Source organism: Palleronia rufa (assembly GCF_000743715.1).
In the GTDB taxonomy this organism is placed as follows: Bacteria; Pseudomonadota; Alphaproteobacteria; order Rhodobacterales; family Rhodobacteraceae; genus Palleronia; species Palleronia rufa.
Map to the genome: position 1 here is coordinate 85,740 of NZ_JQEY01000011.1, position 20,703 is coordinate 106,442.

Sequence of the window (20,703 nt, forward strand, 5' to 3'; positions counted from 1 at the left end):
CGGAACTCAGAACTTGCCGATGCGGCGGCCGAGACGCATCGCCTTCCTGGCGCGTCGGGCGTTCTGTTTGCCGGCACGGGCCCGTTTCCGCTCGTCCGGGGTCATCTCATCCTCCGGCTTGGCGGCGCCGAAGGCGCGGTCGATCCCGGCATCCACGCCCCGGCGCACCAGCCTGCGCATGAGCATCCGCATCGCCATCTGCACAATCCGCGCTCCGTTCATGTCCCATCCTCCTCCGGGGGCCCGGCGCCGTCGCCGCCGTCGTCTTCATCCGCGACACCGGCACCGTCGAACATATCGTCCTGCATGGCCGCCTTGTCATCCCCTTCGGTCTGATCCGGCGCGGGACGGTTCTCCAGCAGACCGGCGGCCCGCAGATCCCTCAGCCCGGGCAGATCGCGCGCGCTTTCCAGCCCGAAATGATCCAGAAACTCCTGGGTCACAACGAAGGTCACCGGCCGTCCCGGCGTCTGCCGCCGCCGTCCGAAGCGGATCCATTCCAGTTCCAGCAACTGGTCGATGGTGCCGCGACTCACCGCGACGCCGCGGATCTCCTCGATCTCGGCGCGGGTGCTGGGCTGGTGGTAGGCGACGATGGCCAGCGTCTCGATCGCGGCGCGGGAGAGCTTGCGCGTCTCCGTCGTCTCGCGGCTCATCAGGAACCCCAGATCGGGCGCCGTGCGGATCGCCCAGGCGTCGCCGACGCGGACCACCCGGACGCCGCGCCCCTCATAGCGGCGGCGCAGATGGTCCAGCGCCGCGCCCGCGTCGCAGCCGTGGGGCAACCGGGCGTTCAGATCGGCCACGCCCATCGGTTCGGCAGTGGCGAAAAGGATCGCCTCGACCATGCGCTCCTGCTCGGCCATGGGCGGCGCGTCGAAAAGCGGCGGGTTGGCCCCACCGTCGCCCCGTGCGTCGTCGGCATCGTCACCCATCGCGGCGCCGGATCTGGATGGGGGCGAAGGTCTCGCCCTGGCGGATCTCGATCTTGCCGGCCTTGGCCAGTTCCAGCGACGCGGCGAAATGGCTGGCGGTCGCCGAGCGGCGGCGCACCGGGTCGGCGTCCCACCCTTCCGGCATGTACGAGGCCAGATCCGTCCAGGCGCCCGCGAACCCGATCAGACCGCGCATCCGGTCGAGAGCCTCTTCCATGGTCATCACCCTGTCGCGGTCCATGACATAGGGGCGGAACTCATCCTTGGTGCGGATCCGCGCATAGGCCTGCATCAGGTCGACCAGCGTCGCGGTGTAGGTGACCTGACGGATCCGCTCGACGCGCTCCGGCAAGCCGCGCGCGAAAAAATCGCGGCCCTTCTGGTCGCGCGCCATCAGCTTCGCGGCAACGTCGCGCATCGCTTCCAGCCGTTCCAGCTGGAACGCCAGATGCGCGGCCAGTTCCTCGCCGCTGGGGCCGTCGTCCTCCGGATCGGGGGGAAGCAGCAGGCGGGATTTCAGGAACGCGAGCCATGCCGCCATCACCAGATAGTCGGCCGCCAGCTCGATCCGCAGTTGCTTGGCGCGCTCCACGAAGGCCAGGTATTGCCGCGCCAGCGCCAGGACAGAGATCTGCCGCAGGTCCACCTTTTGCGTCCGGGACAGGGTCAGCAGCAGGTCGAGAGGTCCCTCGAACCCGTCCACATCCACGATCAGCGCCTCTGCGGCGACCCGTTCGGCCACATGCGCGGAGAGGCTTTCGACCTCAGCCATCGCTGAGCTCCGCCAGTTCGACGTCCAGCGCCGCCGTGTCCGCCGCGTCCGGCGGACGCCTGAGCGCCAGCGCCGCCTCCGCACGGCGGCCTGCCGCATCGGTCAGCGTTCCGCAGGCCGCGACGCACTCTTCCATCTCGGCCCGGTCGCCGTTGCAGTGCAGCACGACGTCGCAACCCGCGGCGATGGCAAGCCCGGACCGGTTTGCGATGGACCCCCCCAGCGCCTCCATGGAGATGTCGTCGGTCATCAGCAGCCCATCGAAACCGATCTCTTCCCGGATCAGCCGGATCAGGTCCGGATCCTGGGTCGCAGGACGTCCGCCAAGGGCCGTATACGCGATATGCGCGGTCATTCCCATGGGCAGGTCACTGAGGGCCCGGAACGGCGCGAAGTCCTGTTCTAGCTGAGGCCGGGCGGCGGTCACCGTGGGCAGGCGCAGGTGGCTGTCCACCCGGGCGCGGCCATGGCCGGGCATGTGCTTGACCACCGGCAGTACACCCCCGGCCATGAGACCTTCGGCCGTGGCGCGGGCCGCGGCGATCACGGTCCGCGCATCCCGGCCGTAGCAGCGGTTGCGCAGGAACGGATGCGTTTCGGGACGCGCCACGTCGGCGCTGGGGGCACAGTTCACGTCGATTCCCACGGCCTGCAGCTCCGCGGCCTGGAGACGCGCGCGCACCCACATGGTCCGGGCCGGATCCTCGCTTCCGTCCACATGGTCGAGCGGCGGGGGCCAGCGGCGCCAATGCGGCGCGTCCAGACGCTGGACCCGTCCGCCCTCCTGGTCCACCAGGATGGGCGCGCGCCAGCCAACCGCGTCGCGCAGGTCGTCCGTCAGCCGGCGCAACTGGTCGGGACGCTCCACGTTGCGGGCGAAAAGGATGAACCCCCAGGGATCGGCCTCTGCAAAGAACGCCCGCTCGTCCCGCGTGATGGTCGGGCCCGCACAGCCGAGGATGCAGGCCGCGCGCGTCACCGCACCTCGACGGGGATGCAATCCGCCTGCTTGGCCGTCAGGGCCGAGCAGAAGCGCCGCGCATCGGCGAGGTCCTCGAACCCCTCGGCGCGAAGTCGGTAGAAGGTCTTGCCGCCCGACACGGCCTCCTGGACCACCAGCCGCTTGCCGGCGAAGAAATCGGTGAAGCGGCTGCCGATGGTCGTCCATTCGGAGCGCGCGATCTCCGGGCTGGCATAGGCGCCAAGCTGGACGAGCCGCGTGCCCCTGGGCAGATCCGCGACCGAAACCTCTCCGGCGCCGATCCGCCCGCCGGTTTCGGGAACCGTCGATGTGGCGGCGGCGCGGCGCAGGCTGACCGGGCGCGGCTCCGGACGGAGGCCCGTGTCGTCGAGGACGGCGTTCTGCAGTACGACATCGGACGCAGAAACGATCCCGGTCCCGGCCAGGGCTTCGGCAACGGCCAGGTCGGTGCCCAGCGCCTCACCGGCCAGAGCGTCATCGACGATCCGGATCGAAGCGTCCTGCACCTTCGGGGCGTCGTCTGCGGCCGATGCGTCCTCAGCAGATGTTGCATCCCTGGCAGACGCCGCGTCGGCGGTCTGCGCATCGGCGGCGGCCTGTCCGTCAGCGGCCCCGGCCGGGGCCGCGTCCTTGACGTCTTTCGCGGCCATCAGTTCACCCCAGGGCCAGTCCTCATCGGCCAGCGGGGCGTTCTTGGGGGCAAGCTGAACCTCTTCCACGGGCCCCGCGGCGGCGCCCACTGCGGCGATCTCGTTGACCTGGAGCCCCTGGTGCGGCGCGGTCATCCCGCCCGGGTCGTCGGGCTGGGAGCGGAACGCGCCCTCTATCGCCTCGATGACCGGAACCCCGCTCACGTCGCGCACCATCAGCTTGTAACCCCAGACGCCCATGCCGCCGACAAGCGCCAGGGACACCATCGCTCCGGCTAGGTTGACCAGCTTCTGCGCGCGCGCGCTGTGCGAGGGGTAATCGTCCAGCCCGTGGAGATCATCGTAACCAAAATCCGTCATGCCTGCCTCTTGCCGCGGCGCAGGAGCGGCGCGTTTTGCTGCGATTGCCTCACCCCGTCCGGCGCCGTTGGATCAGCGCATCTCTTCTGCCGGGGTGACCCCAAGAATACCGAGGCCAGCCGAAATCACAACGGATACCGCCATGGGCAGCGAAATCTTGGCCGCTGTCGCCTGAGGGTCACTCTCCTGGTAGAAGCGCAAGCCCGGCCGGTCGTTGCCACGGTTCCAGAGCGCATGGAAGACCTGCGCCAAATCATAGAGATAGAACGCGATCCTATGCGGCTCATGGGCGCGGGCGGCGACCTCGACCACGCGCGGCCATTCGGCCAGTTTCCGCGCGACAGCGAACTCGGCGGTATCGTCGAGAGCGGGATCCCTGGGCACGATCCCCTCCGCCTTGCGCAGCACCGACCGGCAGCGGGCATGGGCGTACTGGACGTAGAACACCGGATTGTCCTTGGACTGCTCCACCGCGCGGGCAAAGTCGAATTCCAGAGGCGCGTCGTTCTTGCGGGTGAGCATGGTGAACCGGGTCACGTCGGGACCGACCTCATCCACAACGTCGCGCAAGGTGACGAAGGTGCCCGCGCGTTTGGACATCTTGAACGGCTCGCCGTCCTTGGTCAGCTTGACCAACTGGCAGAGCTTGACGTCCAGCGGCACCCGCCCGTCCGACAGGGCCGAGACGGCCGCCTTCATGCGCTTCACGTAGCCGCCGTGGTCGGCTCCGAACACGTCGATGAGCTGGTCGTAACCGCGCTCGACCTTGTCCCAGTGATAGGCGATGTCAGGAGCGAAATAAGTCCAGGCGCCGTCCGATTTCTTCACCGGACGGTCCACATCGTCGCCGTGGTCGGTGGACCGGAACAGCGTCTGCTCGCGCGGCTCCCAATCCTCGGGGAGCTTGCCTTTGGGCGGTTCCAGAGTGCCCTGATAGATCAGCCCGCGCGCATCGAGCACTGCCAGCGCGTCCTCGATCCGTCCCGTGCCGTAAAGCGATTTTTCGGAGAAAAATCGGTCCATCTCGACATTGAGGGCGGCCAGATCGGCGCGGATCAGCACCATCATCGCATCGGTGGCGAAGACGCGCAGATCGGCCAGCCAGACCTGCTCGCCCTTGTCCAGATAGGCATCCCCCACCCGGTCCTTCAGATCCTGCCCAACCTTCACCAGATAGTCGCCGGGATAGGTGTCGTCGGTGAACTCCACCTGCCGACCATGGGCCTCCAGATAGCGCAGATAAACGGACCGCGCCAGCATATCGACCTGCGTGCCGCCATCGTTGATGTAGTATTCCCGCGTGACGTCGTAGCCGGCGAACTCCAGCAGACTTGCGAGCGCATCGCCAAAGACCGCGCCCCTCGTATGGCCCACATGGAGCGGGCCGGTGGGGTTGGCAGAAACGTACTCTACATTGACCTTGCTCCCATGCCCCAGCGCACTGCGCCCGTAGTCGGGCGCGTTTCGCACCGCCGCCACCAGATCGGCCCAGACGCCATCTGCCAGCCGCAGGTTCAGAAATCCCGGTCTCGCGACGGCGGCGCTTGCGACCAGCGCCAGCGCCTCCAGTCTCCCGGCCAGGGTCTGCGCGATGTCGCGCGGGTTGAGGCCCGAGGGTTTGGCCAGGACCATGGCGGCATTGGTGGCCATGTCGCCATGGGCCGGGTCGCGCGGCGGCTCCACGACGACAGCATCGAAGGAGAGCCCCTGGGGCAGCGCGCCTTCGGCCTGCATTTCGGCCAGGGACGCGATGACGCGGGCATGCATCTCAGCGAATGGGGACATCGGATTGGCCTTTCGGAGGACGCAGGCGGTCTAGCCCCGCGTCCTCGCGCCGTCAACGGCCCGCCGGACCCGTCGCGGAACAGATTTTCGGTCCGAAAATCTGCGCCTCAGGCCGCGGTATCGCTCTTCCGCGCCTCCTGCGCCTTGTCTTCGGGCGGAACCATCGCCACCAGGCGATGGCCCGGTGCGACGTTCACCTCATCGTCCCCCGAGACCAGATGCATCTCACCGGCGGCGTCGATGTAGCCGATCAGCCGCGCCTCTGGCCGTTGGGCGCGCCAGTCCTCTAGGCTGTATTCCTCGGACATCCGGGTGACGACGAACCCCCAGCCCTGCCACATCAGGCGGTTCAGCTCATTGTACGTCGCACGTTTCGCGAAGTTGCGCCCGCCCAGACTCGAGGGCAGCGCATGGCGCGCATTGGCCATTTTCTCGCGCCCCAGCTGATAGACGTTCTCGCGCCCGAATTCTGGACCAAGATCCGTAGCCACCAGCGTGTTGTAGGCGTCGTTGTCGGTGGCCGCGATCACGATCTTGTAGCCGTTCATATCCACTTGCAGTTCCGCACCTTCGGACAGGATATCGCCGAAAAAAGTGTCGATCCCGGCTTCGCGCGCGCGACGCAGGTGGCCGCGGTTGGGGTCGGTAATCAGCACCGGCACCTCGGCGCGCTTCAGCTCTTCGGCCAGGGCCGTGGTCCAGTAGGAACCGCCGACCAGGATCACACCCGGCACTTCGGCCGCGGTGACCTTGAGGAACCGCGCGACCGGTGCCAGCGTGAAGCCGTGGACCACAACCGACGCGGCCACGAGGATGAAGGCCAGCGGCCCGATCAGCGCCCCATCCTCGATCCCGAGCTCTGCCAGCCGTTCACCGAAGAGACCTGCCACGGCCACCAGAACCACCCCGCGCGGACCGGTCGTGGCGACAAGGACCTTCTCGCGCATGGGCAGCTGGGTGAAGGCCAGCGCCAGGAATACGGTGACCGGACGGACGACCGACAGCACCACGATCACGAAGAGGATCGATCGCCATGTCAGCTGGCTCAGCGCCGAGAAGTTCAGAGAGGCCGCCAGCAGAATGAAGACGCCGGACACCAGAAGAACCGTCGCCTGTTCCTTGAAGCGGCGCAGCTCCTCATAGGATGGAAGATTGGCGTTGGCGATCACGATGCCCATGACCGTGACGGCCAGAAGGCCGGATTCGTGCAAAAGCGAATCCGATACCGCGAAGACCGCCAGCACCAGCACGAAGAGCACCGGCACCTTCATGTATTCCGGCACCTTGGCGCGGTTGAACGCCCAGGCGATGGCATAACCTACCGCGCCGCCCAGCGCGGTCGCCACGCCGATGCCAAGGACCAGCGACCAGACCGCGCCGGACACCTGCTCTGAGGTGCGCAGGACGATGACCACCTCCAGCGCCAGCACCGCGGCCAGCGCCCCGACGGGGTCGTTCAGGATCGCCTCCCATTGGAGGAGGGCCGCAGGGCGCCGCGCCAGCCGGGCCGAGCGCAAGAGCGGCGCAATCACCGTCGGCCCGGTGACGATCATGATCCCGCCGAAGACCGCCGCGCTTTCCCACGTGGTCCCGGCGCCGAACCGCAGGGCGAGCGTGGACAGCAGCCAGCCCAGCGGCGCGCCGATGAAGACCAGTCGCTTCACCCCTTCCGCCGCGTCGCGGAGCGTATGGAAGTTGAGCGTCAGGCCGCCCTCGAACAGGATAATGGCCACCGCGATGGAGATCATCGGAAGGTAAAGGGGTCCGATGTCGCGTCCGGGATCGAAAATCCCGAGGAGCGGCCCGACGACGAGTCCCGCCGCCAGCATCAGCACGATGGCCGGCATCCGGAGCTGCCAGGCGATCCACTGTGCGCCCACGCCTAGCGCGCCCACCAGCGCGATGGCCGCCACCGGATCCATCGCGGCCGCCTCGGTCTCGATCGCCATGAATGTCGTTCCCTGCTGCCTGCGGCGGAATGTATTTCCGCGCCTGCGAAAGGAAAGCGCGCACCGGCTTGCGGGGTGTCGGAGCCTCTGCTAGCGCGGCCCGAAGACAGCGCAAGAGGCCGCCGTGACCGACACCCCGCCCTGGTGGCAGACCGGGATCATCTACCAGATCTATCCCAGGTCGTTTCAGGATTCCACTGGCACCGGCATGGGCGATCTGCAGGGCATCCGCCGCCGTCTGTCCCATGTGGCCGATCTGGGTGTGGACGCGGTCTGGATCTCGCCGATCTACCCGTCGCCGATGAAGGACGGCGGCTACGATATCTCCGACTATACGGGGATCGAGCCGCTCTTTGGCACGCTTGCGGATTTCGACGCGCTGGTGACCGATGCCCACGGGCTGGGTCTCAAGGTGCTGCTGGACTTCGTTCCGGCCCACACATCCGAGGCGCATCCGTGGTTCACGGAAAGCCGCGCGTCGCGCGGCAGCGCCCGGCGGGACTGGTATATCTGGCGCGATGCGGCACCGGGCGGCGGCCCGCCCAGCAACTGGCTGTCGGAGTTCGGCGGACCGGCCTGGACCTGGGATCCGGCCACGTCCCAGTACTACCTGCACATCTACGCGCGCGAGCAGCCGGCGCTGAACTGGCGCAATCCGGCCGTCGCGGCGGCGATGCTCGACGTGATGGCCACCTGGTACGACCGCGGCGTGGACGGGTTCCGCGTCGACGCGGTCGAACATCTGGCACCGGACCGGCTGCTGCGGGACAACCCGGCCAACCCCGACTGGACTCCGGCAGACGGGCCGGCCCGCGCGCTCTTTCGCACCTTTACCTCCCACCAGGCGGAGGTGTTTCCCCATGTCGCCGCGATGCGCCGTCTGGCCGAGGCACATGGCGGCCGCCTTCTGGTGGGCGAGGCCTATGGCAACCTCGATGAGGTGATGCTGTACTACGGCGGCGCTCTGGACGGCTTCCAGCTGCCGTTCAACTTTCACTTGATCGAATCCGACTGGTCGCCCCGCACCATCGCCGCCTTCGCCGAGCGGTACGAAGCCCTGATCCCGCCCGGCGGCTGGCCAAACTGGGTCATGGGCAACCACGACCGCAGCCGCATCGCCTCCCGGATCGGCCCCGACCGGGCACGGGTCGCCCAGATGCTGCTGCTGACGCTGCGGGGCACGCCGACGCTCTGGCAAGGGGACGAACTTGGCATGGTGAACGAACCGGTCCCCGACGAGATGCTCCGCGACCCCTGGGCGATCAACAACCCCGGAACCGGCATCGGCCGCGATCCGGTCCGCATTCCGATCCCCTGGGACGACGGGCCCGGACGCGGCTTCACCGCGGCAGATCCGTTCCTGCCTCTTTCGACCGTCGCATCGGTAGAGGCGCAGTCGGGCGACCCCGGGTCCATGCTGGCCCTGGTCCGCGCACTCATCGCGCTCCGACGGGCGGAGCCGGCGCTGTCCCGCGGCAGCTACACCGGCCTGCATGCCGACGACGCCGTGCTGGCCTATGCCCGGGATCACGAAGGGCGCCGGCTCATCGTCGCGCTGAACCTCGGCGACCGGCCACAGCCGCTTCCCGCCGCGGGCCGGCCACTGCTCTCGACCGTGCCGGGGCGGGACCTTTCCGCGGCGGACGGTCTGCTGCCGCACGAGGGGTTGATCCTTGCGGCCTGAGATCCCGACCATGGCCGTGTTCGTTCCCGGAAAGGAATCGCCACGGATCTGGACCCCGCCACGGACCTGACGTTCACCCGCACCCTGCCCGTTCCGCCCGAACCGGTCTGGCGCTGCTGGACCACCCCCGCGCTTCTCCGCCGCTTCTTCGTACCGGCCCCACATGCCGTCACCGCCTGCACGATCGAGCTGCGGGTCGGCGGCCGGTTCGAGACGACGTTCGATATCGGCGGCACCGCGATCGAGAACAAGGGCGTGTGGCTGGAACTGGTGCCGAACCGCCGGCTGGTCTTCACCGACGCCTATACCGACGGCTGGAAACCCGCACCGGAGCCGTTTCTGACCGGGATCGTCGAGATGCAGGAAGATGGCGCTGGCGGCACCGTCTATACGGTGACCGCGCGGCACCGCACCCAAGCCGCGCGCGAGGCGCATGAGGCGATGGGTTTTTACCAAGGCTGGGGCACGGCCACGAACCAGTTGGCGGAACTGGCCCGAACCCTTCCGCCCGCATGAACCGCATAAAGGGGTCTCGGGCGGTGCCGACCGGCCCCTGAGGCGGTGGTCGCGTCGAACGCAGGGGCGCGTGGCCCTGTCATCGCGGAAACAACGTACAGTGAGCGACCCGAAGGGCCGTTGCCAGAACTCGTTACGTGTCCCCATTCCCGCGACATGCGTCCGACGCGTGCCCAGCAGTGGGCCGGGGACCGGTTGATATGCAATAACAGCCGCCGGTTCGGGCGGTTTTCCGTGCTTTCGGGTGCGTCGGCAGCCGGTCTCAGATCGCCTCGGCCAGGTCGCCGCCGATCAGGCGCCGGTGCTCTTCTATGGCGAAGCGGTCGGTCATGCCGGCGATGTAATCCAGGACGATCCGCGCCAGATCGGTCTGGGACCGGGCGTCCTCCACGTCCTTGCGCCACTGTTTCGGCAAAAGCTCACTTCGCGCCATAAAGAGCGGAAAGAGCTCTGCGATCACCTGTGTGACCTTGGCGCGCATCTCCACCACGCCGGGTGCGCGGTACATGCGGTGGAACAGGAAGTCGCGGATGACCTCGACCTGCTCGCGGATGCCGTCGGAGAAGCGGATCATCGGCCGGCCGGCCATCCGCACGTCACGCGCGCTCTGCGGGTCGAGCCGGGCCAGGCGGCTCCGCGCCTCGGCGATCACGTCCTCGACCAGCAGGCCGAAGAAGCGGCGCAGCGCCTCGTGCCGGCGGCGATAGTAGTTCAGACCCGGATAGAGGTCATCCACCTGCGCGAAACAGGCGTCCAGCAGCGGCAGCTCCGCCAACTCGTCGGTCGAGAAAAGCTCTGCCCGGAGCCCGTCGTGAAGGTCGTGGTGGTTGTAGGCCACGTCGTCGGCCAGCGCGGCCACCTGCGCCTCCGCGCTGGCGTGGGTGTCCAGTTCCAGGTCGTGCCGCGCGTCGTACTCCGCCAAGGCATAGGGCACCGGCTGCGGGACCGGGCCGTTGTGCTTGGCGATGCCTTCCAAAGTCTCCCAGCTCAGGTTCAGCCCGTCGAACTCAGCGTAGTGCCGCTCCAGCGACGTCACGATGCGGATCGCCTGCGCGTTGTGGTCGAACCCGCCATGGGGCGCCATCAGCGCCGACAGCGCCTCCTCTCCGGTATGGCCGAAGGGCGGGTGCCCAAGGTCGTGGGCCAGGGCCACGGCCTCCGTCAGGTCGCAATCCAGCCCCAGGACGCCCGCGATGGTGCGCGCCACCTGCGCCACCTCTATGGAATGGGTCAGGCGGGTGCGGAAATAGTCGCCCTCATGCTCGATGAACACCTGCGTCTTGTGCTTGAGCCTGCGGAACGCGCTGGAATGGATGATCCGGTCCCTGTCGCGCTGGAAGCAGGAGCGGAAGGTCGAGGTGCTCTCAGGGTAGAGCCGCCCGCGGGTGTCGCCGGGGTGTTGCGCATAGATGGCGGTCAGGGACACCGGCGCTCTCCTTGTTGTCGAAAGCCGCGATCCGTATATTAGGCTCAGCGCAAGGATACAGGCGGACCAAACCATGAACCTGCCCCCGAAAGTCACTGACCGCGCCTTCGCCCGGCTGGCCGAGATCGGCGCCGCGGCGCAAGGACAGGCCCTGCGGGTCGCCGTGGAAGGCGGCGGATGCTCTGGATTTCAATATGAGATCAAGCTCGACGCGGCCGAAAAGGACGATCTGGTGCTGGAGCAAGGCGGCGAGCGGGTGCTGGTGGACCAGGTGTCGCTGCCATTTCTTGCCGGCGCGGTGATCGATTTCACCGAGGAGCTGATCGGCGCGCGGTTCACCATAGAGAACCCGAACGCCACGTCATCCTGCGGTTGCGGCACATCCTTTTCCATGTGAGGATGATGCTGTAGCCCATTGTTTTATCTGTACCTTCTATCCGTCCCCTCCTACCGTTAAGCGTGTTTCGACGAAAACCTACCCTTTAAGACAGGTGACCCGACAGGTCAGAATCGGATAGTTCGATTGCAACAGGTCAACCGAGACCTGCATTTTACAGAACGCATTTTCTGACGAACAGTTTGATCGCGAACCGGGCCCATCTCGCAGCAGCGGGGTGGGCCTTATTCCGCGAAAAGGCATGGTGGAACCCGGCGCTGCCGGCTCCGGCCTCCGGACGGCAGGCACCGCGGCGCGCAGCACGCCCGCAGGGGCCGGGACCGGACCGCCGGGGAGGTCGACGGCATATGAAATTGCACCACCCGGTGCGATGGCTTCGAACCTGTCGCTGCGATGACTGTGACCTTCAGCGCTATACGTCGCGGAATCTCCAGCGGTAATTGGCATGCTGACGAGGTTTTGTTGCAGAAAGGCCGCCTGAGGCGTGAGTGTCCCTTTCCCGTTCGGGTTCAGGCCACGCGGACGACCTCGGCGGTGCCGAGCGCGTTGAAGCGATTGATAAGGGCGACACGGATGTGGATTTCGGCGGTCTGGCGGTCTGGGTCTCTCGCGGCGATGCGCTCGCCGAAGGCCTTCAGGCATCGCATCTTGGCCTCCACGCGGCTTCGGGCGTGGTATCCGGTCCACCGCTTCCAAAACGCCCGACCGTAGTGACGCGTGGCGCGCAGGGTTTCGTTGCGTGCCTTGGCAGCCGGACAGTCCTCCTTCCAAGCCCGACCGTTCCTTCGGATGGGTATGATTGCCGTGCCACCGCGTGCGATGACGGCGCCGTGGCAGCGGCGGGTGTCGTAGGCGCCGTCCGCGGTCACGGTGCCGATGTCTTCGTCTTCGGGGATCTGGCCCAACAGGTCCGGCAGGACGGGGCTGTCGCCTTCCCGGCTGTGGGTGAACTCGACGGCCAGGATATCCGAGGTGGCGGTGTCCATCGCCAGATGCACCTTGCGCCATTGGCGGCGACCCTGAATGCCATGCTTCCGGGCCTGCCACTCGCCATCGCCGAGGAACTTGATGCCGGTGCTATCAACCAGCAGGTTCAGTGGCCCGCCAGCACGGCGATAGGGGATCTGAACCTTCAAGGTCTTCTGCCTACGGCACAGGGTCGAGTAGTCCGGAACGGGCCAGTCCAGCCCCGCGAGTCGCAGCAGACTGGCGACCATCCCGGCAGTCTGTCTGAGCGGCAACTTGAACAGAACCTTGATCGATAGGCAGAACTGTATCGCGGCATTCGAAAAGACCGGGGGGCGCCCCGGGCGTCCCTCATGCGGCGCGTGCCAGGTCATCTCCTTGTCCAGCCAGATCAGCAGCGACCCGCGCTTCCTGAGCGCATCGTTGTAGGTGGACCAGTTCGTCGTGCGGTAGCGGGCGGGCTTGGGCTTGCTCATGCTGCTCGTCTAAGCGCATGAATTCCCGATGTGAATCCTTTACGGCTAGAGTTCTGCAACAACGCCGTTAGCAAGCCTGTTTTTCGCAGTACCTTTCGGATGGTACTCATATGTTGTTGGTGTCGGGCGCTCGGTTACACTGGGTGAGCTCGCTGGATCGACTGTAACATTGCTCGCTAGTGGTCTGATCGTCGGAACGCTACTCGCCTTGCTTTTTGCAACTGTCGCGGGAACTTTTAAGCGGGCATTCCTGCCCATGTTTGCGATCGGGACCGCGATTACTGGTTGCATTTCTCACTACGGCTTGGTTGCATGAACGTAGACTGATAGTCGTGGCACTTTGATGCTATCAATTGGTCTTGGGGCACTCTGAAACGCAGGCGGGACTCGCCTTCGTATGTGCGGGGCTTTTGCGATTTCCTTAGCTGTCCCGCTTCTAAGCGGTGTCCGAAGCGTCGCGAGCTATGGGTCCTTGAGGCGGCTTGAAACGTCGCAGCACGCATACCGTCTCGGTACTCGGAACCCAAGCGATCGCGCAGACCAACATCGTCTGTTATCTGGATGCACATTGTGCGCCCGGTCGGTGCGGTGACCAAAAGGGCGAGCTTCTCGGAAAGCCGACTAATTGCGGTCTGTCATCCTGAGGCCGACGTAGCTGGTCGGCAACCGGGCCCAGGTTGATGCCGCGGAAGGACGTTACCCTCATCTTAGCTCGATTCGACCCTCGGCCATGGCTTTAGACCCCGGCTCCGAGGGCGTTGGCGCGGTCGCGACCGGCCGGCTCTCGCGACCGTGGTCAGTGGCGCCTGTCGAGAGCGGTCGCTGACGGGCGGGGGGGTCACGGCTGCGCCGAAGTCGGGATCTCGTCCCGGGCTGCGGCTTGCCGAGCACGCCCGGGAGGGATAGATCGACCCGAACCTTCGAGCTACCGGAAACCACACCCATGCCAAGTCTCAACGACGTCCGGTCCACCTTTCTCGACTATTTCGGCGCCAACGGACATGAGATCGTGCCCTCATCGCCGCTGGTTCCGCGCAACGATCCGACGCTGATGTTCACCGCTGCGGGCATGGTCCAGTTCAAGAATCTTTTCACCGGGGTCGAGACACGGGACTACACCACGGCCGCCACTGCCCAGAAATGCGTGCGGGCCGGCGGCAAGCACAACGACCTGGACAATGTCGGCTATACCGCGCGCCATCATACCTTCTTCGAGATGCTCGGCAACTTTTCCTTCGGAGACTATTTCAAGGAAGAGGCAATCCCGCTCGCCTGGACGTTGTTGACGCGTGAGTTCGGGATCGACCCCGACAAGTTGCTGGTGACGGTCTATCATACCGACGAGGAGGCCGTTGCGATCTGGAAGAAGACGGCGGGCCTGCCGGACGACCGGATCATCCGCATTGCGACCGACGACAACTTCTGGTCCGCCGGTCCGACAGGTCCATGCGGACCCTGCACGGAAATCTTCTACGATCACGGCCCCGACATCTGGGGCGGCCCTCCGGGCAGTGCCGAAGAGGACGGCGACCGGTTCATCGAGATCTGGAACCTGGTTTTCATGCAATACGAGCAGTTCGCCGACGGGTCCCGGCGCGATCTCGATGCCCAGTCCATCGATACCGGCATGGGCCTGGAGCGGATCGGCGCGTTGCTGCAAGGCAAGCACGACAACTACGACACGGACCTGTTCCGCGCGCTGATCGAGGCGTCGGCGAGTGTCACGGGCACCGATCCCGATGGCGACGGCAACGTTCATCACAGGGTCATCGCGGATCACCTGCGTTCGTCGTCGTTCCTGATTGCGGACGGCGTGCTGCCCGCGAGCGAGGGCCGCGGCTACGTGCTGCGCCGGATCATGCGGCGCGCCATGCGCCACGCGCACCTTCTGGGGGCGAAGGATCCGCTGATGCACCGGCTGGTGCCCGAACTGGTCGCGCAGATGGGTCAGGCCTATCCGGAGCTTGGCCACGGTCAGCGCATGATCGAAGAGACGCTCCTGAGCGAGGAGACGCGGTTCCGACGGACCCTCGACCGGGGTCTGAGGTTGCTCGACGATGAGCTGACCCGGCTGCCTGAGGGCACCGATCTGCCCGGGGAGACGGCCTTTAAACTCTACGATACATTCGGGTTCCCGCTCGACCTGACCCAGGACGCCCTTCGCGAAAAGGGCATCGGGGTGAACACCGAAAGCTTCGACAGCGCCATGGCCGCGCAGAAGGCGCAGGCCCGCGCGTCGTGGGTGGGCTCTGGCGAGCAAGCCGATGCGGCGGTCTGGTTCGATGTCGCGGACCGCCACGGTATGACGGAGTTCCTGGGCTACGCCGACCTGGTGGCGGAGGCGCAGGTTTTGGCGATCGTCGTGGGCGGTGAGCGGGTGGCGCAGGCGGCCGCAGGCACGGACGTGCAGGTGGTGACGAACCAGACTCCGTTCTATGCAGAAGCGGGCGGCCAGGTGGGCGATGCCGGCACAATCGAGACCGACGGCGCCCGGATCGAGGTCACCGATACCCGCAAGGTCGCGGGGGTGTTCATCCATTTCGGGACGGTCGTGGCGGGGACCCTGCGTGAGGGCGATACGGCCAGGCTGACGGTGGACGGGGACCGGCGCGCGCGGATCCGCGCCAACCATTCGGCCACGCATCTGTTAAACGAGGCCCTGCGAGAGGTTCTGGGCGACCATGTGGCGCAACGCGGCTCTCTCAACGATGGCGAGAGGCTGCGCTTCGACTTTTCGCACCCCAAGGCGCTGACCGCCGATGAGATCGCGTCCGTGCAGGCGCGGATCAACGGCTTCATCCGCCAGAACGGTCCGGTCTCAACGCGGATCATGGATCTTTCGACGGCGCGGGAACTCGGCGCGCAGGCGCTTTTCGGGGAAAAATACGGTGAGGAGGTGCGGGTGGTGTCCATGGGCCAGACGGCCACGGGGAAGGGTCCGGCGCGTGATACCTGGTCGATCGAGCTCTGCGGCGGCACGCATGTCGGCCGTACCGGAGAGATCGGCCTATGCGTGATCACCGGGGACAGCGCGTCGTCGGCCGGGGTTCGGCGCATCGAGGCGCTGACCGGCCAGGCGGCGCTGGACCATCTGGCAGGCCAGGCGCGGCAGTTGGCCGAGACCGCCGCGATCGTCAAGGCCGCGCCGCAGGATCTGGCAGACCGGGTACGTCAGCTGGCAGAGGATCGCCGCCGCCTGGAGGTGGAGGTGGCCCAGCTCCGCCGCGACGTGGCCATGGGCGGCGGCGGCACCGCGCCGGAGGCCCGGACCGTGGCCGGGGTGCCGTTCGTGGCCCAGGTGCTGCAGGGCGTCACCGGCAAGGACCTGCCGAGCCTGGTCGATGCGCAGAAAGGCCGGATGGGGTCGGGCGCGGTGCTGCTGATCGCGGATGCGGGCGACAAGGCGGCCGTGGCCGCAGGGGTGACCGACGATTTGACGGGCCGGATCTCTGCGGTGGATATGGTCAAGGCGGCGGTCGCGGCCTTGGGTGGCAAGGGCGGCGGCGGCCGTCCCGACATGGCCCAGGGCGGGGCGAAGGACGCGCGCCGGTCCGAAGCCGCGATCGCCGCTGCCGAGGCCATCCTGAGCGGAGACTGACCATGCCCGCCCTCTGGATCGCCCATGTCACCGTCACGGACGAGGCAGCCTACGCCGAATATGCCCGTCTGGCCGGTCCCGCCATCGCCGCCCATGGCGGCTCGTTCCTGGCCCGCGGCGGCCGGTTCGTGCAGTTGGAGGGGCGCGAACGCCCGCGCAACGTGGTGGCGCGGTTCGACAGCGTGGAGGCGGCCGAGGCCTGCTATGCCTCCGACCAGTATCAGGCCGCACTGGACCACGCGCGGGGCGCGTCCGAGCGCGAGCTGATGATCGTCGAGATCGCCGATTAGGCCGGATCGGGCACCAGCCGCTTGATGTAGCCGGGCAGGGCGAAGGCGGCCTTGTGGACCTCGGACGTGTAGTAGCCGAAGCCGAGGCCCTTTTCAGCCACACGCGCGCGCAGGGTCGCCTCATCCACCGACCGCGCGGCGCCGTCGGTGCCCCAGCCGAACGCCATGAACCCGCCCTGGTAGGTCGGCACAGGCGCCACATAGGCGCTGGCATCCGAGAACAGCGTGCCGAAAGCGCGCAGGGTGCCGGCAAGCTCCTCTCCCTGCATGAAGGGCACGCCGTTCTGCGTCACGAGGATGCCTCCGGGGGCCAGCGCGCGTTTGGCGTGGCCATAGAAGTGGTCGGTGAAGAGCACTTCTCCGGGACCGACTGGGTCGGTGGAATCGACGATGATGACGTCGTAGCCGCCCGCGGTCGTCTTCACGAACTCGGCCCCGTCCGCGATCTGCAGGTCCAGCCGCGGATCGTCGAAGGCGCCGGCGGAGATGCCGGGCAGGTACTGCTTGGAGAACTCGACGACACCGGCGTCGATCTCGACCATGGTGACCTGTTCCAGCGGATGGCGCAGGGCCTCGCGCGCCATCCCGCCGTCGCCGCCGCCGATGATGAGGACCCGGGCCGCCGTGCCGTGCGCGAAGAGGGGCACGTGGGTCAGCATCTCGTGGTAGATGAAATTGTCCCGCTCGGTGACCTGAACGACTCCGTCGAGCGTCAGCACCCGGCCGAACGTGGCGTTGTCGAACACCACGATGCGCTGGTGCTCGGTCTCGCTGTCGTAGAGCACCCGGTCGATCCTGAGCGCCTGTGAATAGGCGTCGTGCAGGCGCTCGACGCTCCAGCCTGTCATGTCGGTCATCGGGGGTCTCCGGTCAGGGGAAATGTGCCGGCCCGCTCCCACGGGCCGCCGCGGTAGTGCCAGAGCAGAAGCCGGTCGAACATCCCTTCCCACGGCGCGAACCCGGCGCGGAGCGCGGCTTGGGTCGCGCGGGCGGTGTCGCGGCCGACCTTGTTCTGCACCGTGACGTGCAGCTTGCGGGACCGGTCGTCGCTGTCGGTCAGGAGGTCGGACCAGGCGGCGCGCAGGCGTCGCTGCAGATCGTTGGCAGGCGGGCATGACAGCGTCACGGCCGCACCGCCACCGAAATCCAGGATCCCGGTGGCGGCGAAGGGCAGGGCGGGCGTTGTCCGGGCCTCTTGCGCAAGGTTGCCCAGCACACGGTTCACCTGGTCCGACGGAAGCTGCTGGAACAGCGTCACATGGACCGGGATGAAGTTGCGCGCGATCGGAAAGAACCGCTCTCGCAGCGGTGCGAGCCGGGCGAAACTCCCGGAATCAAACCCAAGTGTCAGGATCAGCGCCATGACCGTCAGAGCGGACGGGCCGGACCCCCGGGGATCCGGCCGAACGCCATCAGGCCGCCGCGGTCTCGGTCACCACGCCGTCGCCGCGCAGCAGTTCCTTGACCCGCACATCGCCGGTGGCGAACGCTTTTTTCAGCACGTCCACGGCCAGCCAGGGGCGCGCGTCCCCGCACATGAACACGTCGAACGCGCCATAGCCGATCTCGGGCCAGGTGTGGACCGAGATATGGCTTTCGGCCAGCACCGCCACGCCCGACACGCCTTGGGGCGAGAACTTGTGGGTGTGGATATGCAGCAGGGTCGCGCCGCAGGTGGTCACGCAATCGCGGAACGCCTGCTGGATGCGCGCCTCATCGTCGAGCCCGTGGCCGTCGACCACCTCGATGATGAGGTGACGGCCCGCGAACACACGGCCCTCGTCGTCACGAATGAAGTGGTCGTCGCGATCCTCATCGAAAAGATCGCGTGCGGTGGTATCTTCCGCTTGGGCGCCTGTCTCCAGACCGATCCCCAGTTGGAAGAGGTTGGTTCCGTCCATGGAACTCCCCTTTCAGCCAGTAGATTGAATCCGTGGGTCCTTAGCGCCCCCCCAGGCTATGCCCGAAGTTGGGATCGTCCCCGTCGTGAGGGGTGACCTAAGGGGCATGGATTTCCCGCGCAAGAGACTTTTTCGATTTTTACCGTGGATTTATCGAAACCGTATCGTCTCCCGACCTGACGATCTGCACCGACCGAAGCCACCAGAACGCGAACCACGCCCCATATCCGGCGATCTTGAACAGATCCTCGATGACCGGAATGGACATTCCCAGCGCCTGCGACACCAGATCGACAAGGGCCGAGGTCACCATGAGCGCGATCGGAATGAAGATGGTGCCGTTGTATTGCGACTCTGGCGCCCTGAAGAGCAGGACCAGCAGGACCAGGCCCATCGCGCCGTAGATGAGCAGGAACGCCTCTTCCGGGATGCCGAGTTCGGTCGGCCCGATCCGCTCGTGCACCATGAACAGATCGTCCGCCGCGATGGCCGATGACAGGACCGCCGCCATCACAAGCGCCGCGCGGCGCCCGGGACAAAGGGTGGCGGCGAAGGCCGCGGCCACCGCGGTCGCTCCCAACAGCGCGACGCCCAGATGCGACAGCGCCCCGCCATAGGCCGGATAGCCGAAGCTGGCGGCCGGGTCGCGCAGCAGATGCGCGCCGCTGACGCCGGCCCGCGCGCCCAGCCACAGGACGGCCACGACCAGAAGCGTGACGCCGGCAGCGGCAGCCGCGACGAGACCGGGCGTGGCGGCCGGGGTAGGTTGCGGCCGCTTCGGTATGGACTGAGACATGAGAACCCCTGCTGCGCGATCCGATTGCCCTTGTGCTCGAAATCGGAGGTCGATGTGAAGTGCAATTGCAGCGAGCCCAGGATCGAAATCTTTGGGGTATCTCAATACCGTATTTGCAAGCGATTGATAATCCACAGATATTCACGCAAGGTCTTTGTTGACTGTGGAAAGCAGGGGTGTAGAACCGCCCTATCCGAATTCACCGGGCGACCGGCCCGCGAACGAACAGGAACACCGATGAAGACCTTTACCGCGACACCGGCGGATATCGACAAGACGTGGGTGGTGATCGACGCCGAGGGCGTGATCCTGGGCCGCCTCGCCTCGATCGTCGCCATGCGCCTGCGGGGCAAGCACAAGCCCAGCTTCACGCCGTCCATGGACATGGGCGACAACGTCATCGTCATAAATGCCGACAAGGTGCAGCTGACAGGCAAGAAGCGCGACAAGCCGAACTACTGGCACACGGGCTATCCCGGCGGCATCAAGTCGCGCACCACCGGCCAGATCCTTGAGGGCAAGCACCCGGAGCGCGTGGTCAGCCAGGCGGTCAAGCGGATGCTGCCGGGCGGGCCGCTGTCGCGCCAGCAGATGACCAACCTGCGCGTCTATGCGGGCGCCGAGCACCCCCATGAGGCGCAGTCGCCGGAAGTGCTGGACGTCAGGGCGATGAACAAGAAGAACACCCGGGAGGCCAAGTGATGGCTGAGCAAGTGAATTCGCTGGAAGAGCTGAACCAGGCCGTCACCGGTGCCGAGGCCGAGCAGGAGATCCCGCGCGAACCTGTGCGCGACGATCTTGGCCGCTCTTACGCGACCGGCAAGCGCAAGGATGCGGTGGCCCGTGTCTGGATCAAGCCCGGCTCTGGCAAGGTCAGCGTCAACGGCAAGGACGTGAACGCCTATTTCGCGCGTCCGGTGCTGCAGATGATCCTCAAGCAGCCGTTCACTGTGGCCAATGTCGAGGGCCAGTTCGACGTGATGGCGACGGTCAAGGGCGGCGGGCTGTCGGGCCAGGCCGGCGCGGTGAAGCACGGCGTCTCGAAGGCGCTACAGCTCTACGATCCGTCCCTGCGCGGTGCGCTCAAGGCCGCGGGCTTCCTGACCCGCGACAGCCGCGTGGTCGAGCGGAAGAAATACGGCAAGGCAAAGGCCCGCCGGTCCTTCCAGTTCTCCAAGCGCTGATCGACCTTCAGGGGGCTGCCACGGCAGCCCCTTTCC

20 protein-coding genes are annotated in these 20,703 nt (G+C 66.7%); 7 read left to right on the forward strand and 13 right to left on the reverse strand.

Features of this window, described 5'->3' with window-relative positions:
- Positions 1 to 6: 6 nt before the first annotated feature.
- The 7 genes from KW83_RS13880 to KW83_RS13910 all read right to left on the reverse strand — a co-directional run bounded on the left by KW83_RS13880 (position 7) and on the right by KW83_RS13910 (position 7,433).
- Positions 7 to 222: a hypothetical protein gene (locus KW83_RS13880; protein ID WP_036179938.1), complete on the reverse strand. Its 216-nt coding sequence runs from the start codon at positions 220 to 222 to the stop codon at positions 7 to 9.
- A complete protein-coding gene (gene scpB, locus KW83_RS13885; protein WP_051928520.1) occupies positions 219 to 935 on the reverse strand; it encodes an SMC-Scp complex subunit ScpB in 717 nt (238 codons plus the stop codon). Before scpB ends, KW83_RS13880 begins: the two co-directional genes overlap by 4 nt.
- Positions 928 to 1,707: a segregation and condensation protein A gene (locus KW83_RS13890; protein ID WP_036179940.1), complete on the reverse strand. Its 780-nt coding sequence runs from the start codon at positions 1,705 to 1,707 to the stop codon at positions 928 to 930. The genes scpB and KW83_RS13890 overlap by 8 nt, the downstream gene beginning before the upstream one ends.
- Positions 1,700 to 2,686, reverse strand: coding sequence for a glycoside hydrolase family 3 N-terminal domain-containing protein (locus KW83_RS13895; protein WP_036179942.1), 987 nt, complete (start codon positions 2,684 to 2,686; stop codon positions 1,700 to 1,702). The genes KW83_RS13890 and KW83_RS13895 overlap by 8 nt, the downstream gene beginning before the upstream one ends.
- On the reverse strand, positions 2,683 to 3,699 hold the full coding sequence (locus tag KW83_RS20665; RefSeq protein ID WP_036179944.1) for an SPOR domain-containing protein: 1,017 nt from the start codon (positions 3,697 to 3,699) through the stop codon (positions 2,683 to 2,685). Before KW83_RS20665 ends, KW83_RS13895 begins: the two co-directional genes overlap by 4 nt.
- Positions 3,700 to 3,771: 72 nt before the next feature.
- Positions 3,772 to 5,484 carry an arginine--tRNA ligase gene (argS, locus tag KW83_RS13905; RefSeq protein ID WP_036179947.1) on the reverse strand — a complete coding sequence of 571 codons (1,713 nt, stop codon included), beginning with the start codon at positions 5,482 to 5,484 and terminating at the stop codon, positions 3,772 to 3,774.
- 107 nt (positions 5,485 to 5,591) lie between these two features.
- Positions 5,592 to 7,433, reverse strand: a complete 1,842-nt coding sequence (locus tag KW83_RS13910; protein WP_036179950.1) for a cation:proton antiporter — start codon at positions 7,431 to 7,433, stop codon at positions 5,592 to 5,594.
- A 124-nt stretch (positions 7,434 to 7,557) separates the two neighbouring features.
- Between KW83_RS13910 and KW83_RS13915 the strand changes: the two genes are divergently transcribed.
- Both KW83_RS13915 and KW83_RS13920 read left to right on the forward strand, forming a co-directional pair.
- On the forward strand, positions 7,558 to 9,117 hold the full coding sequence (locus tag KW83_RS13915; protein WP_036179951.1) for an alpha-amylase family glycosyl hydrolase: 1,560 nt from the start codon (positions 7,558 to 7,560) through the stop codon (positions 9,115 to 9,117).
- Positions 9,118 to 9,201: 84 nt separating this feature from the next.
- Positions 9,202 to 9,633, forward strand: a complete 432-nt coding sequence (locus KW83_RS13920; protein WP_327203970.1) for an SRPBCC domain-containing protein — start codon at positions 9,202 to 9,204, stop codon at positions 9,631 to 9,633.
- Between the two features lie 262 nt (positions 9,634 to 9,895).
- Here the strand turns inward: KW83_RS13920 and KW83_RS13925 are convergent, their stop codons facing one another.
- Positions 9,896 to 11,053 (reverse strand): deoxyguanosinetriphosphate triphosphohydrolase, encoded by a 1,158-nt coding sequence (locus KW83_RS13925; RefSeq protein WP_036180072.1) that lies wholly within the window; start codon positions 11,051 to 11,053, stop codon positions 9,896 to 9,898.
- A 79-nt stretch (positions 11,054 to 11,132) separates the two neighbouring features.
- Here KW83_RS13925 and KW83_RS13930 point away from each other — a divergent pair, with 79 nt between their 5' ends.
- Positions 11,133 to 11,456 carry a HesB/IscA family protein gene (locus KW83_RS13930; RefSeq protein ID WP_036179957.1) on the forward strand — a complete coding sequence of 108 codons (324 nt, stop codon included), beginning with the start codon at positions 11,133 to 11,135 and terminating at the stop codon, positions 11,454 to 11,456.
- Positions 11,457 to 11,965: 509 nt separating this feature from the next.
- Here the strand turns inward: KW83_RS13930 and KW83_RS13935 are convergent.
- Entirely contained in the window at positions 11,966 to 12,898 is a 933-nt protein-coding gene (locus KW83_RS13935) for an IS5 family transposase (RefSeq protein ID WP_036173704.1), read from the reverse strand.
- Between the two features lie 943 nt (positions 12,899 to 13,841).
- Between KW83_RS13935 and alaS the strand changes: the two genes are divergently transcribed.
- Together alaS and KW83_RS13945 are read left to right on the forward strand one after the other, a co-directional pair.
- Positions 13,842 to 16,496, forward strand: coding sequence for an alanine--tRNA ligase (alaS, locus tag KW83_RS13940; protein WP_036179960.1), 2,655 nt, complete (start codon positions 13,842 to 13,844; stop codon positions 16,494 to 16,496).
- A gap of 2 nt (positions 16,497 to 16,498) precedes the next feature.
- On the forward strand, positions 16,499 to 16,786 hold the full coding sequence (locus tag KW83_RS13945; protein WP_036179962.1) for a DUF1330 domain-containing protein: 288 nt from the start codon (positions 16,499 to 16,501) through the stop codon (positions 16,784 to 16,786).
- Here KW83_RS13945 and speE read toward each other — a convergent pair.
- The 4 genes from speE to KW83_RS13965 all read right to left on the reverse strand — a co-directional run bounded on the left by speE (position 16,783) and on the right by KW83_RS13965 (position 19,483).
- Positions 16,783 to 17,643: a polyamine aminopropyltransferase gene (speE, locus tag KW83_RS13950; RefSeq protein WP_036179965.1), complete on the reverse strand. Its 861-nt coding sequence runs from the start codon at positions 17,641 to 17,643 to the stop codon at positions 16,783 to 16,785. The genes KW83_RS13945 and speE overlap by 4 nt on opposite strands.
- Entirely contained in the window at positions 17,640 to 18,149 is a 510-nt protein-coding gene (locus KW83_RS13955; protein WP_036179967.1) for a 2'-5' RNA ligase family protein, read from the reverse strand. Before KW83_RS13955 ends, speE begins: the two co-directional genes overlap by 4 nt.
- A gap of 49 nt (positions 18,150 to 18,198) precedes the next feature.
- Positions 18,199 to 18,687 carry an adenosylmethionine decarboxylase gene (gene speD / locus KW83_RS13960; protein WP_036179968.1) on the reverse strand — a complete coding sequence of 163 codons (489 nt, stop codon included), beginning with the start codon at positions 18,685 to 18,687 and terminating at the stop codon, positions 18,199 to 18,201.
- Between the two features lie 139 nt (positions 18,688 to 18,826).
- Positions 18,827 to 19,483: a hypothetical protein gene (locus KW83_RS13965; RefSeq protein WP_036179987.1), complete on the reverse strand. Its 657-nt coding sequence runs from the start codon at positions 19,481 to 19,483 to the stop codon at positions 18,827 to 18,829.
- A 237-nt stretch (positions 19,484 to 19,720) separates the two neighbouring features.
- Between KW83_RS13965 and rplM the strand changes: the two genes are divergently transcribed.
- Entirely contained in the window at positions 19,721 to 20,185 is a 465-nt protein-coding gene (gene rplM, locus KW83_RS13970; protein WP_036179990.1) for a 50S ribosomal protein L13, read from the forward strand.
- Complete coding sequence (gene rpsI / locus KW83_RS13975) at positions 20,185 to 20,667, forward strand: 30S ribosomal protein S9 (protein WP_036179993.1); 483 nt, start codon at positions 20,185 to 20,187, stop codon at positions 20,665 to 20,667. The genes rplM and rpsI overlap by 1 nt, the downstream gene beginning before the upstream one ends.
- The last annotated feature ends 36 nt before the right edge of the window (positions 20,668 to 20,703 follow it).

Coding starts and splice junctions, on each gene's coding strand:
- KW83_RS13880 (WP_036179938.1), bottom strand. CDS start 222: ATGAACGGAGCGCGGATTGTGCAGATGGCGATGCGGATGCTCATGCGC.
- scpB (WP_051928520.1), bottom strand. CDS start 935: ATGGGTGACGATGCCGACGACGCACGGGGCGACGGTGGGGCCAACCCG.
- KW83_RS13890 (WP_036179940.1), bottom strand. CDS start 1,707: ATGGCTGAGGTCGAAAGCCTCTCCGCGCATGTGGCCGAACGGGTCGCC.
- KW83_RS20665 (WP_036179944.1), bottom strand. CDS start 3,699: ATGACGGATTTTGGTTACGATGATCTCCACGGGCTGGACGATTACCCC.
- argS (WP_036179947.1), bottom strand. CDS start 5,484: ATGTCCCCATTCGCTGAGATGCATGCCCGCGTCATCGCGTCCCTGGCC.
- KW83_RS13910 (WP_036179950.1), bottom strand. CDS start 7,433: ATGGCGATCGAGACCGAGGCGGCCGCGATGGATCCGGTGGCGGCCATC.
- KW83_RS13930 (WP_036179957.1), top strand. CDS start 11,133: ATGAACCTGCCCCCGAAAGTCACTGACCGCGCCTTCGCCCGGCTGGCC.
- KW83_RS13935 (WP_036173704.1), bottom strand. CDS start 12,898: ATGAGCAAGCCCAAGCCCGCCCGCTACCGCACGACGAACTGGTCCACC.
- alaS (WP_036179960.1), top strand. CDS start 13,842: ATGCCAAGTCTCAACGACGTCCGGTCCACCTTTCTCGACTATTTCGGC.
- KW83_RS13945 (WP_036179962.1), top strand. CDS start 16,499: ATGCCCGCCCTCTGGATCGCCCATGTCACCGTCACGGACGAGGCAGCC.
- speE (WP_036179965.1), bottom strand. CDS start 17,643: ATGACCGACATGACAGGCTGGAGCGTCGAGCGCCTGCACGACGCCTAT.
- KW83_RS13955 (WP_036179967.1), bottom strand. CDS start 18,149: ATGGCGCTGATCCTGACACTTGGGTTTGATTCCGGGAGTTTCGCCCGG.
- speD (WP_036179968.1), bottom strand. CDS start 18,687: ATGGACGGAACCAACCTCTTCCAACTGGGGATCGGTCTGGAGACAGGC.
- KW83_RS13965 (WP_036179987.1), bottom strand. CDS start 19,483: ATGTCTCAGTCCATACCGAAGCGGCCGCAACCTACCCCGGCCGCCACG.
- rplM (WP_036179990.1), top strand. CDS start 19,721: ATGAAGACCTTTACCGCGACACCGGCGGATATCGACAAGACGTGGGTG.
- rpsI (WP_036179993.1), top strand. CDS start 20,185: ATGGCTGAGCAAGTGAATTCGCTGGAAGAGCTGAACCAGGCCGTCACC.